At 37.3% G+C, this 15,481-nt stretch carries 11 protein-coding genes and 1 riboswitch; of the genes, 5 read left to right on the forward strand and 6 right to left on the reverse strand.

The features are described from left to right. Positions 1-224 precede the first annotated feature (224 nt). Positions 225-2,159, reverse strand: a complete 1,935-nt coding sequence (locus tag WAX78_RS10650; RefSeq protein ID WP_336482247.1) for an LTA synthase family protein — start codon at positions 2,157-2,159, stop codon at positions 225-227. Positions 2,160-2,749: 590 nt separating this feature from the next. Here WAX78_RS10650 and WAX78_RS10655 point away from each other — a divergent pair. Further along, a complete protein-coding gene (locus WAX78_RS10655) occupies positions 2,750-3,112 on the forward strand; it encodes a YkvA family protein (RefSeq protein WP_336482248.1) in 363 nt (120 codons plus the stop codon). Positions 3,113-3,189: 77 nt separating this feature from the next. Next, on the forward strand, positions 3,190-3,681 hold the full coding sequence (locus WAX78_RS10660; protein ID WP_336482249.1) for a metal-binding protein: 492 nt from the start codon (positions 3,190-3,192) through the stop codon (positions 3,679-3,681). Positions 3,682-4,107: 426 nt separating this feature from the next. Here WAX78_RS10660 and WAX78_RS10665 read toward each other — a convergent pair whose 3' ends face one another. Both WAX78_RS10665 and WAX78_RS10670 read right to left on the reverse strand, forming a co-directional pair. After that, positions 4,108-4,281, reverse strand: coding sequence for a hypothetical protein (locus tag WAX78_RS10665; RefSeq protein ID WP_336482250.1), 174 nt, complete (start codon positions 4,279-4,281; stop codon positions 4,108-4,110). 448 nt (positions 4,282-4,729) lie between these two features. After that, positions 4,730-6,301, reverse strand: coding sequence for an alpha-amylase family glycosyl hydrolase (locus WAX78_RS10670; RefSeq protein WP_336482251.1), 1,572 nt, complete (start codon positions 6,299-6,301; stop codon positions 4,730-4,732). Positions 6,302-7,214: 913 nt separating this feature from the next. On the opposite strand from WAX78_RS10670, the gene WAX78_RS10675 reads away from it, so the two are divergent. Continuing rightward, on the forward strand, positions 7,215-8,876 hold the full coding sequence (locus WAX78_RS10675) for a lactate permease LctP family transporter (RefSeq protein ID WP_336482252.1): 1,662 nt from the start codon (positions 7,215-7,217) through the stop codon (positions 8,874-8,876). Positions 8,877-8,928: 52 nt separating this feature from the next. Here WAX78_RS10675 and WAX78_RS10680 read toward each other — a convergent pair whose 3' ends face one another. Both WAX78_RS10680 and WAX78_RS10685 read right to left on the reverse strand, forming a co-directional pair. Then, the gene (locus tag WAX78_RS10680) at positions 8,929-9,660 is read right to left on the reverse strand and encodes a DUF2642 domain-containing protein (protein ID WP_336482253.1); all 732 of its coding nucleotides are present in this window, start codon (positions 9,658-9,660) and stop codon (positions 8,929-8,931) included. A gap of 20 nt (positions 9,661-9,680) precedes the next feature. Continuing rightward, the gene (locus tag WAX78_RS10685; protein WP_336482514.1) at positions 9,681-11,039 is read right to left on the reverse strand and encodes an arsenic transporter; all 1,359 of its coding nucleotides are present in this window, start codon (positions 11,037-11,039) and stop codon (positions 9,681-9,683) included. 203 nt (positions 11,040-11,242) lie between these two features. Further along, a riboswitch (TPP riboswitch) is annotated at positions 11,243-11,358 on the forward strand. 258 nt (positions 11,359-11,616) lie between these two features. On the opposite strand from WAX78_RS10685, the gene thiC reads away from it, so the two are divergent. Both thiC and WAX78_RS10695 read left to right on the forward strand, forming a co-directional pair. Further along, a complete protein-coding gene (thiC, locus tag WAX78_RS10690) occupies positions 11,617-13,377 on the forward strand; it encodes a phosphomethylpyrimidine synthase ThiC (RefSeq protein WP_336482254.1) in 1,761 nt (586 codons plus the stop codon). Positions 13,378-13,519: 142 nt separating this feature from the next. After that, complete coding sequence (locus WAX78_RS10695) at positions 13,520-13,828, forward strand: hypothetical protein (RefSeq protein WP_336482255.1); 309 nt, start codon at positions 13,520-13,522, stop codon at positions 13,826-13,828. 61 nt (positions 13,829-13,889) lie between these two features. Here the strand turns inward: WAX78_RS10695 and WAX78_RS10700 are convergent, their stop codons facing one another. Continuing rightward, on the reverse strand, positions 13,890-15,248 hold the full coding sequence (locus tag WAX78_RS10700) for an arsenic transporter (protein WP_336482256.1): 1,359 nt from the start codon (positions 15,246-15,248) through the stop codon (positions 13,890-13,892). Positions 15,249-15,481 lie beyond the last annotated feature (233 nt).

The following is a 15,481-nucleotide window of genomic DNA, read 5'->3' on the forward strand; positions in this document are numbered from 1 at the left end:
GAAGGCTGGAAGAAAGAATCCTGCTTTACAATAAAAAAACAACGCTCTATTACAGAACGTTGCAAAGGAGGGTAGCTTGTATAATAAATAGGGACAAAGCTTACATGTTTTATTATAGAGATGTTTCATGAATTTTATGTAAAAATTTAGTGAAGGTTGTGTAATGATTAGTCGCCATGGCGTATTTTGGAGAATGGATGTTACAACTAGAAAAAAGCCGCTGATTATTCAGCGGCCTTTTCTTTATTGTTTTCTTTAATGGTTGTTTTAATTGTACCTGTTTTTACTTTGTTACCTTCATAGAAACGAAGTAAGTCACCTTCAATGATTTTATCAGACATGCGTAGCTCATTTTGTGCGCGATCAACCATCGCTTGTGCTTCAGCTTTTGGTACTTCTACAACTTCACCTGTCGTGCGGTTATAGAATGTATTATTTGTGTGAATGTATTGATCTGTAACGAAGCTTCCATCACGTAATACGACAAATGGTTTTCGCTCTGGTGCGAATAAGTCGTGACCGAAGTGAATGTCGTTCGTTGTATCAACGCCTAATAAATGAAGGATTGTTGGTTTTACATCAATTTCACCAGCAGGTGCTGTAATTGTTTTTCCTTCTTTTTGACCAGGAACGTGAATGAAGAACGGTGTACGTTGTAAGTTCATTTGATCAAATGTTGTAATTTCTTGTTTTCCTAAGAATTGTGCCATTGCACGGTTATGGTTTTCAGAAATGCCGTAATGGTCACCATAGAATACAATAATAGAGTTATCGTAAATTCCCTCTGCTTTTAAACGTTCAATAAAGTGTTTTAACGCTTCATCTAAATAACGAGCTGTTACTACGTAACGGTCAAATACACCATCACCTGAGTTATATGGCTCAATTAATTTTGTTCCTTCATCATAGTCAAATGGATAGTGGTTTGTTAACGTAAGGAAACGTGTATAGAACGGTTGCTTAATATTTTTTAACATATCCACTGATTGATCAAAGTACTCAATATCTTTTAAACCCCAACCTAGTTTTGTTTCAGGGGTAATCTTATAATCTAATTCATTAAAGTAACGATCGTAACCAAGTGCTGGATACACAATGTTACGGTTCCAGAATGTTGCGTTGTTTGCATGGAATACAGCTGTGTAATAGCCTTGCTCATGCAAGATTTCTGGTGTTGCAACAAATTCATTATTACCATGAGTAAAGAATACAGCGCCGCGATCTAATGGGTATAAAGAGTTATCTACAAGAAACTCTGCATCAGATGTTTTACCTTGACCTGTTTGGTGATAGAAGTTTTCAAAGTAATAGCTTTCTTTCGCGAACTGGTTTAAGAATGGTGTTACTTCTTGTCCGTTTACTTTTGCGCCAATTAAGAATTGCTGCATAGATTCAAGAGATACAACAATTACGTTTTTCCCTTTTGCTGAGCCGAACATATTTGGATCTGGCTTTTCTTGCACTGTTTTCACATAGTTTTCTGCTTCTTGCAGCTTACTGCCATCTGCAAATGCTTTTTGTGAACTTGATTTTGCTTGTAAGCCAAGGTCGTACACTTGATGTACGTATAAACCTAAGTTTTTGACAAGCATTACACGGTCGAATGAGCGTGTTAATAATTCAGGACGCTCCGCTTCAGCAAGTCCTAAGTTTGCAAAGAAAATAGCAATTGTTGATATGAAATATAGTGATCGCATTGGACGTGAAACACGCTCTGTTTTTGCATAGTCTTTCTTTTTCTTTAGAAGGACTGTGAAGAAGATAATATCAGCAAAAGCTACAATAATTTTGTAGTTAAATAGCTCTTTCACACTAGAGCCAAGACTACCGAAGTTTGACGTTTGTCCAAGTACAGGTAATGTTATAAAGTCGTTGTAGAAACCGTAGAACATTACGTTACCAACAAGAACAATGGTAAGGACAACGTCAATTCCAAGTGCAATATAGTTTCGTTTTTTCCCTTTTGCAAATAATGCAAGGCCCACTAAAAGTAATGATGAGGCTAATGGGCTAATAAATAAAATGAATTCTTGCATGAAAGATTCTAGTTTTAAGTCAAAGCTAGTACGTGTAATAATGTACGTTTTTAGCCACAATGTGATGGCAACGAATAATGTAAATCGTACGTTTTGAAATTGTGATTTCAAAGATTCCTTCATCCATTTTCACCCTTTCTCTATCAGGCTTGGTCGATTTTCGAGAGAAACATGCTAAAATAAAAAATACATAGTTTTCTTTGCCATGGATAGAGTTTTTCTTTATACATCTATTTATGACTTAAACTATGCATACCCTTTTGTTTTCCTGCCATTTTGTATTGTTCCATAAGAACAAAGCCATTTTGTATTATACAACAAAATTTGGTTATTAGGAACACACTCGTTTCTTACATTTTTTGTATTTTTTCATAATAGCTGACAGTGAAAACTTTAACATTGGTTTATATGCTCGTCAACTAAAAAATATGACAAATGTGGGAAAGTGGATGTAGAAAAGGGACCTTTTTATATTGAGAAAAATTTAAAAACCAATACCGAACACTTGTTCTTTTTGGGTTTGTTTGTTATAATGAAAGTACATGATAAGTAACGTTGCCAAGCCGGAACCTACATTAATATTGTATGTATGTGAAGTTTGCTTATGTTGTAAATAAATTCGGCATAATAGAAATAAAGTGAAACTTCCATCAGTAGGGGGTCTTACAGCCCGCGAATAGCGGGATAAAAGAATAACGAGGGGAGATTTCATGATGAAGGAGAAATTTTCAGTCGAAGCGTTTTGGAATAAAGTAAAACATGCAGCGATTAAGGCGGGACATTCGGTTATTTATGCTAGTTTGTTACTGTTTTATGTATTGCAGAAACCAGGTGTTCCAAAACGAGTGAAGCTTACGATTATTGGTGCTCTTGCGTATTTTATTTCACCGATTGATGCTATTCCGGATTTTGTAGCTGGGCTCGGTTATACAGATGACTTAGGCGCATTAACAGCTGCACTCGTACAAACTGCTATGTATGTAGATGAAGAAGTGAAAGAACAAGCGCGTACAAAGCTGGGAGAATGGTTTGGTTCTGATGTGGATACGTCACTTATCGATCAAAAATTAGATTAATGTAGTGAGACGTCTATTGGTGTTTCTTCATTAAATGGGCAGTCGAACGAGTTAGGATCGAACGGAAGGAATTGGATATGCCATCAGGAAAAACGCATACGAAGATAAACTTAGTTTCTCTTCCCATTGTATTATTTATGCTCGGCTCTTACGGGTTAACGAATTTTGATTTTCTTCTTACGTTTACCATTGGATTTATTATTGGGACGTACTTTTTAACACCGGATCTGGATATTCATAGTTCTGCCTACCGCAAATGGGGCTTATTTCGCATCTTTTGGTATCCATATCAAGTTGTGATGCCGCACCGGTCACCGCTTACGCATACGATTATTATTGGTGATTTGATTCGTCTTCTTTATATGTTGCTCGTTTTCTCACCGTTTTTATATATTTTAAATAAGACGGTGCTAGAGGGAAAACTCATAGAGATTGCAAAGGCGCATGAAGTGGCAATTGTTATGTTTGTACTGGGCGTTATTGCTGCTAGTGCATTACATATTATCGCGGACGTTGTGAATACAAGGCGTAAAAAGATGATGCGCCGCAAACGAAGAAAAAGAAGATGATAAAATAAAAGTACTCGCAGCGTGCGAGTACTTTTTTCTTATATAAAAGATACAATCAAAAGCTCTTCCTAAGAAACCTTTGATGAATTATAATGCATAGTTTGTTTGAATTTTTGCCTGTTTGATTTAAGGTATTTTTCAATTCCAGGATAACGGGCTAAACTTAAAACGTAACTACGTCCTAAAAAGAATAATATTCCAAATGTCTTGGTGTATAATGTAAGGATTGTTAAATTAGAGGATAAAATTAATATGCATAAAAGGACAAATACAAACAGAAGGAATAATCATTCATCCTGCTATTTTATGAATTAGGCTTAAATCGGGTGAATTGTAATGGAATGAAAGCAAGACCGTCCTTTGACGGTCTTGCTTCTTATTTTTTGATTAATGATTCCAACAAATTCTTAACCCAATTATCTCGTATTAACGAGCTGTGACATCTTTAACTGCTTCAGAAATACGGTCAACTGTTGCTTTTCCAGCATCTTCAACAGCATCAACTGCATTTTGTACTGCATCGCTTGCCGCTTCAATCCCACGTTTTGTGTTATTACGCCCTGCATCAATGGCAGATTGAGTTCGACTTTGCTCAGTCATTTGTTATCCCTCCTGAATTTGTTTTTCGACCTTAGTATAAGAAAATGTCATTTTACTATTCATATAGTAGAGAAATTTCCAATGGTCCGAGTTATATGAGCAAAAAATTATGTCAGAACAAGTTAGGTAAGGAAGAGAGGCAAACCGTCTGTAAGGGCCCGATTGGTTCAACTAACCTTCTGGGAAAAAACTGTTCCCAGAAGGAAGTTTCACTTTATCAATAGAAAATCAGTACGATAATAAAAATGACTATGAGATATTAAAATGAAAAGTTGTTCGATTATCATAATTTTTAATCATTAAAAAACGCCATCCTTTTAATAATTCTACGAAAAGGATAGCGTATTTCTCGTATAAGAATTTACTTTCTTTTAGAAAGAATCAGCCTAAACTTTGGGGTTGATGTATATACAGAAAAACATAAATAGTACTTCATATTTTTACTCTTTTACTTTACTAGCACTGTCGTATTCGCTGGAATTACTAATGTTGATTTTTCTTTTTTTGCTCCTAATTCACTAGAGAAAATCAGTTTTCCTTTGTCTGAAACAGTTAATGTAACCGGCTTGTCTGAAATATTATGATACACTTGAATTGATTTATTTTTGTACGTACGATTATAGGCAACAACCTGTGAGTTATTGACAGAAATAGATTCTAAATTACCTTTGACAAGTTCATCGTGTTGCTGGCGAACACGAATCATTTTACGATAATGGCTTAGAAGAGAAGCTTTTTGTTTATCTTGTGCTTCAACTGAAATACCATTATGACCAATGTTATATACTGGAGTCTCCCAGCTCGTTTGACCTTTTTTATCATCTTCATACCAACGGAACGGCTCACGAATCAACTCATCTGGTTTTTGGCCTGTCATGCCGATTTCTTCACCATAATAAATAAACGGATTACCAGGGAGTGTCAACAGAATAGAGGCTGCTGATTTTGCTTTATTCACATCACCATTTAACTCACTCATTACACGATTTTGGTCATGATTCGTTAAAAACGTTCCATCAATTTTATTTGGATTATATGTTTTATATAACTCATCTGTTGCAACAGCTGCTGCGGCTACCCCTTGATCAGTACCATTCTTAACGGAATTAACGATTTTATATGCTAAGTCGAAGTTAAATGTAGAATCTAACGATTGATAATACGGAGCAACTACTTCAGGTTGATCCCATACTTCACCAACTAGATACGTATTTGGATTCGTTTCTCTCATCGCGTCGCGGAATTCATTCCACCATTCAATATTTTTCTTTGCTCCTTCAGATGTTTGCCCTTTAAAGATGTGCATAGCTGCATCTAGACGAAAACCATCAGCTCCTTGTTTGAGCCAAAATTTCCCGATTTTAATCATTTCTTCTCTTACTTTAGGATTGTCATAGTTTAAGTCCGGCATCCCTTCCCAGAACGTTGCGTAGAAATACTCTCCGTTCGACGCTTTGTGCCATACTTGTTGACCCCATGGGCCTTTTTCGTTTAAGTCTGTATTTTTATCAGCCCAAATATAGTAATCGCGATATTTACTGTTTTTATTTTTTAACGCATCGACAAACCAAGGATGCTCACTGCTTGTATGATTGATAACAAGATCCATTACTATCTTTACGTTGCGTTTATGTGCTTCTGTTGTTAGTTCACGGAAATCTTGTAAACTTCCATACTGAGGGTCGATATTATAGTAATCTGTTACATCATATTTGTGATAACTAGGAGAGGTGTTAATAGGCATCATCCAGATACCGTTTATTTGAAGATCATTATTTGTTTTTGGATCTCCATCATTTAAATAATCAAGTTTCTTTGTGACGCCTTTTAAGTCACCATGTCCATTGTTATCAGTATCATAAAAAGAATTAACATACAGTTCATAAAAAACGCCGTCCTTATTTCCTGTTTGTGCCTTTTGTCCCTTATTATTATGTAATGTTTCCGCCTGTATGTTTGTTGATAAACTCACAACTAGTGGTAAAGATAGTGCTAACGCAGTCCATTTTTTCTTCTTCATACTTCTATCTCCTTTTCGTTTGCAATCGTTTGCACTAATTGACGGGAATTGAAATATAGAACAACATAAATACACATATAATGGTTTAAAATAATTTGAATTATTGCATCTAAAATGCATTTTACATCTTAATGAATGTAATGGATTTCCCCTTCATTGATTAGAGCAATCGATTGCATTAATTTTTAATAACATGAAAAACATAACATTAATTGGAAGCGATTTCAATAAACTAAACATTAAAATTTTTTGAACGTTTTAGGAATGTAGCGTCTGGAGAAATTCTACATTCCTAAAAATAAATTGATACGACAAAGGAAAAAAGTTTTATCCTGCTATTCGCGGGTAGTAAGACCCCATCTCAAGATTAGAGAGAAACGAAGAACATAGGAGGGGGAATAAGGAAAAACGCCACTGATGGAAGTTTCATTTTGCCCCGCTCTAACAGTCGGTAAGAAGTTAGGCAAGGAAGAGAGAGGCAAACCGTCTGTAAGGGCCCGATTAGTTCAACTAACCTTCTGGGAAAAAAGGCTCCCAGAAGGAAGTTTCATTTTATCCCGCTCTAACAAGCAGTAAGCAAAGATGGGAGTACAAGAAGAGAAACTGCTTGTAAGAGCCCGATTGGTTCAACTAACCTTCTGAGAAAAAAACGCTCTCAGAAGGAAGTTTCACTTTATCTTAAAAACCTGTAATCATATCACATTTTGTGAAGGGATGAACAAAGAAAATGTGAAGAAAATTCGAAAATAGGATTGTAAATATAGGGAAATATGATAAAGTAGAATTATCAAATATTTATGAAAACGTTTTCTTCGAACGTTTTATTTTTTAGACCTAAAGGTCTGATGACCTGGTTGTCTATTTATAGGATTATAGGTGTATGAAAAAGGGACATTAGAAGGGAAGGGAAACTATGAGCACATGGACACAAGTTTATGATCCGCTAGGTAATATTTGGCTTTCAGCAGCAGTTGCAATGATTCCAATTATATTTTTCTTTTTAGCGTTAACAGTTTTTCGTATGAAAGGCTATGTTGCAGGATTTATTACAGTTGTATTAACAGTTATAATTGCACTTTTCGTTTATAAAATGCCATTTAAGATGGCGATGGCAGCAACGGGTTATGGCTTTGCTTATGGATTATGGCCAATTGCTTGGATTATCATCATGTCGGTATTTTTATACAAAATCTCAGTGAAAACAGGACAGTTCGATATTATTCGTGCATCTGTTCTTTCTATTACAAATGATCATCGGCTACTTGTAATTTTAATTGGCTTCTCATTTGGTGCATTTTTAGAGGGAGCAGCAGGATTTGGAGCACCGGTAGCAATTACAGCAGCACTTCTTGCAGGACTTGGTTTAAACCCATTATACGCAGCGGGACTTTGCTTAATCGCAAATACAGCGCCGGTAGCATTTGGAGCTATGGGGATTCCAATTTTAGTAGCTGGTCAAGTAACAGGTATTGATCCTCATAAAGTAGGACAAATGGCTGGTCATCAATTACCACTTCTATCGTTATTTGTTCCATTCTTTATTGTATTCTTAATGGATGGATTAAAAGGTATAAAACAAACGTGGCCTGCATTATTTGTAGCAGGTGGTTCATTCGGGATTACGCAGTTTATTACAGCAACATATCTTGGACCTGAACTCCCAGATATTACATCGGCACTAGTGAGCTTAGTGAGTTTAGCACTATTCTTAAAAGTATGGCAGCCAAAAGAAATTTATCGTTCTGGAGAAGGACAAGTAGAGGCAGCAGCAACGGTAAATGCTGGTTCTACAATAAATTTAACAGCAGGAAAAGTTTTGAAAGCGTGGTCACCGTTTATTATCTTAACGATAATGGTTGTAATCTGGAGCCAAAAATTCTTTAAAGATCTATTTGCTCCAGGCGGTGCGCTTGAAAGCTTAGTGTTTAAATTTCAAGTTCCGGGTCTGCATAATTTAGTAATGAAGGCAGAGCCAATTGTTAATAAACCAACGCCATATGAAGCTATATTAAAGCTTGATATTTTATCGGCAACAGGAACAGCGATTTTGATTGCATGCATTATCACAATGTTTGTTTTGAAAATGAGTCCAAAACAAGCGGTGGTTACATTTAAAGAAACATTACAAGAATTGAAAATGCCAATTCTGTCAATTGGCTTAGTACTTGGCTTTGCGTTTATCGCAAATTACTCAGGGCTTTCATCAACATTGGCATTAGCATTAGCGGGAACTGGGAAGTTCTTCCCGTTCTTCTCGCCATTCCTTGGATGGCTCGGGGTATTCTTAACAGGATCAGATACATCTGCAAATGCATTATTCTCAAATCTACAAGCAATTACAGCGCATCAAGTAGGCGTGAAGGAAGTATTGCTTGTTGCGGCGAATACAACGGGCGGTGTAACTGGTAAAATGATTTCACCGCAGTCCATTGCAATTGCATGTGCGGCAGTTGGACTTGCTGGAAAAGAATCTGACTTATTCCGTTTCACAGTGAAACATAGTTTATTCTTCGTAACAATCGTTGGTATTATCACATATATTCAAGCTTATTATTTAACTTGGATGATTCCTTAATAAAAAAGGGGTGTCTCTTATGATGAGATACCCCTTTTTGTTATTTTTGAATTTAGGATGGAAGATGTACGGTTTTAACGTGATGTAAATTAAAATGAAAATGCTGATTACGTGCTGTAATGAGTTCAATTTGGTTGTCGGTTACTTCAGTTAATTTGCCAATTTTATAACTTTGTATGCCTAAATCAAGTAAAACGATACGTTGTTTTAGTTTTTTCATTTGCTCAGAAAATGTACGTGCAAGTGTAAGTTTTGAGGCTGGCGATAAGAGTCTTTCATTTTCGAGTCCGTAAGGCGTTTCTGCTTCCTTATACGGAACGATATATTTCACGTGATGGAATGGGATGTATAACATTTGATAGACAGGTGAGAGGAAAACAAAATAGTCATTCATAATGTGGGTAACATATCCATGTAAGGAGTGTTCAGATGATAGCACAAGTTCAATAAATTGTCCTTTTGCCACTTGTAATGTTTTTCGCAGTGAAATAGTGGATTCACTTGATATGATGTCTTGCGGTAGTAAAGATTCTGGAATTGTCAGGTTATCAAATAATGAAGGATCAATGCTTGGGGTTAAATGTTGAATGTGTAAACTAGAGATATACATGTATTTTTCTCCATCATACAATACAATAATATCTGAGCCTTTATCAATCATAATTCCTTCAAATGGGAGAAGCTCCCCAGATAGCGTCACTTGTATGGGCTGATTAATATATTTTTGTAAATGAAGCATAATAATCACCTTTCTTGTAATTACATAATCTCCTCCTTCTAACATGGCGGAAGGAGGGAGATGTTTTAGGATGCAAAGATTAATTTAACCCAATAATATAAACATACTAGCGTAAAAATGACGGTTGGCGGAATGACAAGAAATGTAGTTTTTATATAGGTATCCCAGCCGATATTTACTTTTCCTTTTTTCACAATATACATCCACATTAAGCTTGCTAATGTACCAATCGGGAGTAATAACGAGCCTATGTCACTGCCGACGATGTTTGCAAGATAAATGGTTTTCAATGTAATAGGATCTAGTCCCATCTCGGTGAGTTCAATTGTGCCAATCATTAAGGCAGGATGGTTATTAAAAAGATTAGAAAGGAGAGAGATTAAGCTGCCCATAACAAAAGTAGCATGAAATAAACTATCAGTGATGAGTGGTTGAAATGTAGCTATGAGTAGTTTGGTTAAACCGATGTTATTAAGCCCATACACAATCACGTACATAGAAAATGCGAAAATCAAGACATACCAAGGGGTTTTTTTAATCATATCATAAGGTGGGATGCGCAGTTTGTACCATCTCCATCCGAGTAAAATAATGGAGCCAATGACTGCTACAATGGCGATAGGAAATTGGAAGAAAGATGCGATAAATAAGCTGAGACGAACGCATAAAACAAATAATAGAATGCCAAGCATAAACCTTGTTCGCTTACGATTTTCATCAATTGCGGGACGTGGTTGCAGTGGGTGAAAGGGTTTTTTAACGAAATTTTCATCTAAGTATGTCGATAAGACCGGGAGTTTTTCAGGGATTTTTTTCCGAAAAACAAGGAGTAACAGAAATGACATAAAAAGGAGACCTAACGTAGCGGGAACAAACATCATGGCTGTGTGCATGTATAAGTCCATATCAATAATTTTCAAGGCGATTAAATTTACAATATTGCTTACACCAATTGGCGCACTTGATGCAGTAGCGATGAGTGCACCACTTAGTAAGTAAGGTATTTTTTGATCATGTTTGAGTCGTAAATGATGTAACAAAAGCAGTAAAATGGGAGTTGTAATTAAGATGCTACCATCGTTATTGAAGAATAATGTCATGAGAAAACAAAGAAGATTTGTATACCAAAAGAGGCGAATACCAGAGCTTTTTGCTTTTTTAGCAAGTTGAACGGCGCACCAATAAAAAAAGCCGAAACTCTCTAGTACGATTGCCATAACAATGGTAGCCATAATTGTTATGGCGGCGCCAATAATCTTTGAGCTAATATCACCCAAGTCGGTAAGAGAAACGGCACCGCTTAAAATGACAATCACTGCACCAACTGTTGCTGGAATTGCTTCATTCATCCCTTTGGGACGCCAAAAGATGATGAGCGTGGTTCCGAGAAAAGCGAGTATGGTTATTGTAGATTGTAGGTTTATCAACTCTTTCACCCCTGTTCTTATAGTGAAAAGTTTGCATAAGACATACGTCCTCACTGGCTTATATTCTATATGTATGTAGTGGGGAAGCAGCCTGTATTAAGTGAAATACCCATTTTTTGAATAAGGAAAAGAAATAATATAAATACCTTTGCATTTTTCAGACAATGATGTATGATAGGAGCGTAGTAAAAATTTAATCAGTGATAAACTAGGGGTGCCCAAGAGAGCTGGGCTGAGAGAGAAGTGCGTTGAAACTTCTTGACTCTTTGGACCTGATCTGGTTCGTACCAGCGGAGGGAAGTTAACGGCTTTACATAACAATGCCTTATGTTGCCAGGTCCTATTCTTTATTATGGACCTGGCTTTTTTATTTGAGCATACACTGGCCGCTAGTTCTCGTCCTGGTCACAAGAAAGGCGGAGCCGACTGTTTAGACCCGTTGGCTAAGGTTCTTTCGCACAGAAAGCGCTTTTTGTTTTCTCGTGCGGAGGGTTCTTAGAGGTTTAGGAGGCGAAGCTGGATCTAAAGAAAAGCGGAGGTTACTTCGCTAAGACACAGGGGAGGAAACATAATTATGAAACAATCTGTTTCAGCTGAGCAAATTGAGTTGAAGTCAAGTTTACCGGGAAGTAAGAAGGTATATGTAGAAGGTACACGTGAAGATATGAAAGTACCGATGCGCGAGATTGCACAAAGCGATACAAATGGTGTACCAAATCAATCTATTCGTGTGTACGATACGAGTGGTCCTTATACTGATCCTGATTACAAAGTGGAATTAGAAAAGGGGATTCCAACGCCGCGCCGCTGCTGGATTGTGGAACATGGAGATGTAGAAGAGTATGAAGGCCGTGAAGTGAAACCGGAAGATGATGGTGTGAAAACAGCAGCTAAGCATACGCCTATATTCCCGCAAATGGGACGTAAGCCGCTTCGTGCAAAAGCTGGGAAAAATGTTACGCAAATGCATTATGCGCGTAAAGGTATCATCACATCAGAGATGGAATATGTGGCGATTCGTGAAGGTGTGGAACCAGAATTTGTGCGTCAAGAAATTGCTGAAGGCCGTGCTATTTTACCAGCAAATATTAATCATCCGGAAGCAGAACCAATGATTATCGGACGTAACTTCCACGTGAAAGTAAATGCGAATATCGGGAACTCAGCTGTGTCATCGTCGATTGCGGAAGAAGTAGAGAAGATGACGTGGGCAACACGCTGGGGTGCAGATACAATTATGGACCTTTCTACTGGGAAAAACATTCATACGACGCGTGAATGGATTATTCGTAATGCGCCTGTACCAGTTGGAACAGTACCGATTTACCAAGCACTTGAAAAAGTAAACGGGATCGCGGAAGATTTAACGTGGGAAGTATACCGTGATACGCTAATTGAGCAAGCGGAGCAAGGAGTAGATTACTTTACAATTCATGCTGGTGTGCTGCTTCGTTACATTCCGCTTACAGCAAAGCGTGTAACAGGAATTGTATCACGCGGCGGTTCGATTATGGCCCAGTGGTGTTTATATCACCATCAAGAGAACTTCTTATATACACATTTTGAAGAGATTTGTGAAATTATGAAGAAGTACGATGTTTCCTTCTCTCTTGGAGATGGGTTACGCCCTGGTTCAATTGCGGATGCAAACGACGAAGCTCAATTTTCTGAGCTGGAAACATTAGGAGAACTTACGCAAATTGCTTGGAAGCATGATGTGCAAGTGATGATTGAAGGCCCAGGACATGTACCGATGCACCTTATTAAAGAGAATATGGATAAAGAGCTCGACATTTGTCATGGTGCACCGTTCTATACACTTGGACCGTTAACGACAGACATTGCGCCGGGTTATGACCATATTACTTCTGCGATTGGAGCAGCAATGATTGGTTGGTTCGGTACTGCAATGCTTTGCTACGTAACACCAAAAGAGCATCTTGGCTTACCAAACAAAGATGATGTTCGTGAAGGTGTTATTACGTACAAAATTGCCGCGCATGCTGCTGACCTTGCAAAAGGTCATAAAACAGCACATCAGCGTGATGACGCCCTTTCGAAAGCGCGTTTTGAATTCCGCTGGCGTGATCAATTTAATTTATCATTAGACCCTGAGCGTGCAATGGAGTATCACGATGAAACATTACCAGCAGAAGGAGCGAAGACAGCGCATTTCTGCTCAATGTGTGGTCCGAAGTTTTGCAGTATGAGAATTTCGCATGATATTCGTGAGTATGCAAAGGAGAATGATTTAGAAACAACAGAAGCAATCTCACAAGGTATGAAAGAAAAAGCAGAAGAGTTTAAAGACACAGGCAGTCAATTATATCGATAATTAGAAAGTATCATTCTGAATACCTCTTAATCTATGATCATGTGTACCTAACCTAATATAGATAATAGTCCCCCTGCTGCGCGAGAGTAGGGGGATTTTGTTATACTTTACATAAAAAGTAAGACGAATCGGAGGGGGAAAAATGAAGCAGAAGATTGTTCCTATTACTGCATGTATATTACAGATTCTTTTTGTCGTTACATTTATTTTTTTATTGTCACCAAATTATGAGAAACAAATGGATATTATTCTAACAGCTGTTGGTACATTGTTTTTTGTATTTAGTAGTTTTGGTTTTTCTGTATACTCATTTGCGAAGAAATGGTACCCGAAATTATCATTTTTACTTATCATCACATCGTGTATGCAGCTTGCTTATTTTATCTTGGCGTTCATTCTCCCTGAGGCAGGGATTCCACCTTACCTCTGCAGCCGATTTACGGAGCGTTAGTATACAGAGAAATAGGGATCTTTGGAGGATCCCTATTACGTTTGAAAAGAAGGTGTTTTACTTAACGAGCGAAGACGAGCTGTACCCAGTTGTATAGGAGGAAGAGTGTTACGATTGTTGTGAGTGGAATGACAATTAAGGAGACGCTCAAGTAATCTTTCCATTTTACTTTGATTTTATTTTGTTTTAGGATATACATCCAAATAAGAGAAGCAAGTGTCCCGATTGGTAATAACAATGATCCCATATCGCTACCAATAATATTTGCGAGGTAGATTGTTTTGAGGGTAATAGGATCTAATCCCATTTCTGTTAAGGTAATGGTTCCAATCATTAAGGCAGGGTGGTTATTAAAGAGGTTTGATAGAAGTGAAACGAGTCCCCCCATGGTAAAGCTTGCATATAATAAACTCTGGTTGACGATCGGTTCACATGCTTTCACAAGCCAAGCTGTTAGCCCAGCGTTATGAAGTCCATAAATAATAACGTACATGGAAAAAGCAAAAATGAGAATGTGCCACGGTGTCTTCTTTAATATATCGACTGGATTTGTTCGTAAATAATACCATCTCCAGATGAGTAGAACGAGAGAGCCAATTACGGCAACAATTTCAATCGGAATTGCTAAGAATGAGGCAACGAAAAGGAGACAACGCATAAGGAAGACAAACAGTAACACTTTTAACATAAATTTTGTGCGTTTGCTTTTTGTATCAACAGAATCTTTCCCCTTTAATGGGTGAAAGTGTTTTGTGAAAAAGACTTCTTCAATGTCATAAGCGGATGTTGGTAGTTTTTCCGGTAATTTCTTTTTCACAACTAGATACATGATCCATGACATAAAGAGAAGTCCTGTTGTCGCCGGCACAAACATCATTGCCGTATGCATATAGAGTGTCATATGAACGATATTTAATGCAATTAAATTTACGATATTACTAACGCCAATTGGAGCACTAGAAGCAGTTGCAATCAATGCACCGCTTAATAAATAGGGAATTTGTTGCTGCGGTTTTAATTGAAGGTTTTTCAAAAGTAAAATTAAAATTGGAGTTGTAATTAAAATACTACCATCGTTATTAAACAACAGTGTCATGAGAAAACAGAGTAATTGAATGTACCAATATAGACGACGCCCGGAGCCTTTTGCTAAGTTTGCGAGCCGGGCCGCTGCCCAGTGGAAGAAACCGAAACTCTCTAATACAATTGCCATAACGATTGTGGCAATGATGGTAATAGAAGCGCCGCCGATTTTACCAATGATATCTGAAATATCACTGCGGGATACAAGTCCAGTAATAATGATAATACCGGCTCCGATTGCAGCTGGCCATGCTTCATTTATTCCACCTGGCCGCCAAAATATGATGGTCATTGTAATAAGAAAAACAACAACCGTAATCCAAATTTCAATACCCATTGCTAGCCTACCCTTCTTAATTCTTTAGTTTAAATAAGCGTATTTCGACTTGTCCGAAGCTTATATTTAATCATATTCAAACTCTTAAAAGAAGGTATGGGGATTACACTAGCTATTGTAAATATGTGCGTTTGGTACTTTGGGGAAAAGACATAGTATATAGGGGAATTTGAATGGAAATAGGCACATATCCAGTATGTGCCTATTAGGTATTTATAATAGAAAAATTGCTA

The sequence above is a fragment of the Bacillus yunxiaonensis genome (assembly GCF_037104695.1).
Classification (GTDB): domain Bacteria; phylum Bacillota; class Bacilli; order Bacillales; family Bacillaceae_G; genus Bacillus_A; species Bacillus_A yunxiaonensis.

Bases quoted from the DNA above. Each gene is read 5' to 3' on its own strand.
- WAX78_RS10695 (WP_336482255.1), top strand. From the start codon at position 13,520: ATGAAGCAGAAGATTGTTCCTATTACTGCATGTATATTACAGATTCTT.
- WAX78_RS10665 (WP_336482250.1), bottom strand. From the start codon at position 4,281: ATGACTGAGCAAAGTCGAACTCAATCTGCCATTGATGCAGGGCGTAAT.
- WAX78_RS10700 (WP_336482256.1), bottom strand. From the start codon at position 15,248: ATGGGTATTGAAATTTGGATTACGGTTGTTGTTTTTCTTATTACAATG.
- WAX78_RS10650 (WP_336482247.1), bottom strand. From the start codon at position 2,159: ATGAAGGAATCTTTGAAATCACAATTTCAAAACGTACGATTTACATTA.
- WAX78_RS10680 (WP_336482253.1), bottom strand. From the start codon at position 9,660: ATGTTAGAAGGAGGAGATTATGTAATTACAAGAAAGGTGATTATTATG.
- WAX78_RS10660 (WP_336482249.1), top strand. From the start codon at position 3,190: ATGCCATCAGGAAAAACGCATACGAAGATAAACTTAGTTTCTCTTCCC.
- WAX78_RS10655 (WP_336482248.1), top strand. From the start codon at position 2,750: ATGAAGGAGAAATTTTCAGTCGAAGCGTTTTGGAATAAAGTAAAACAT.
- WAX78_RS10670 (WP_336482251.1), bottom strand. From the start codon at position 6,301: ATGAAGAAGAAAAAATGGACTGCGTTAGCACTATCTTTACCACTAGTT.
- WAX78_RS10675 (WP_336482252.1), top strand. From the start codon at position 7,215: ATGAGCACATGGACACAAGTTTATGATCCGCTAGGTAATATTTGGCTT.
- thiC (WP_336482254.1), top strand. From the start codon at position 11,617: ATGAAACAATCTGTTTCAGCTGAGCAAATTGAGTTGAAGTCAAGTTTA.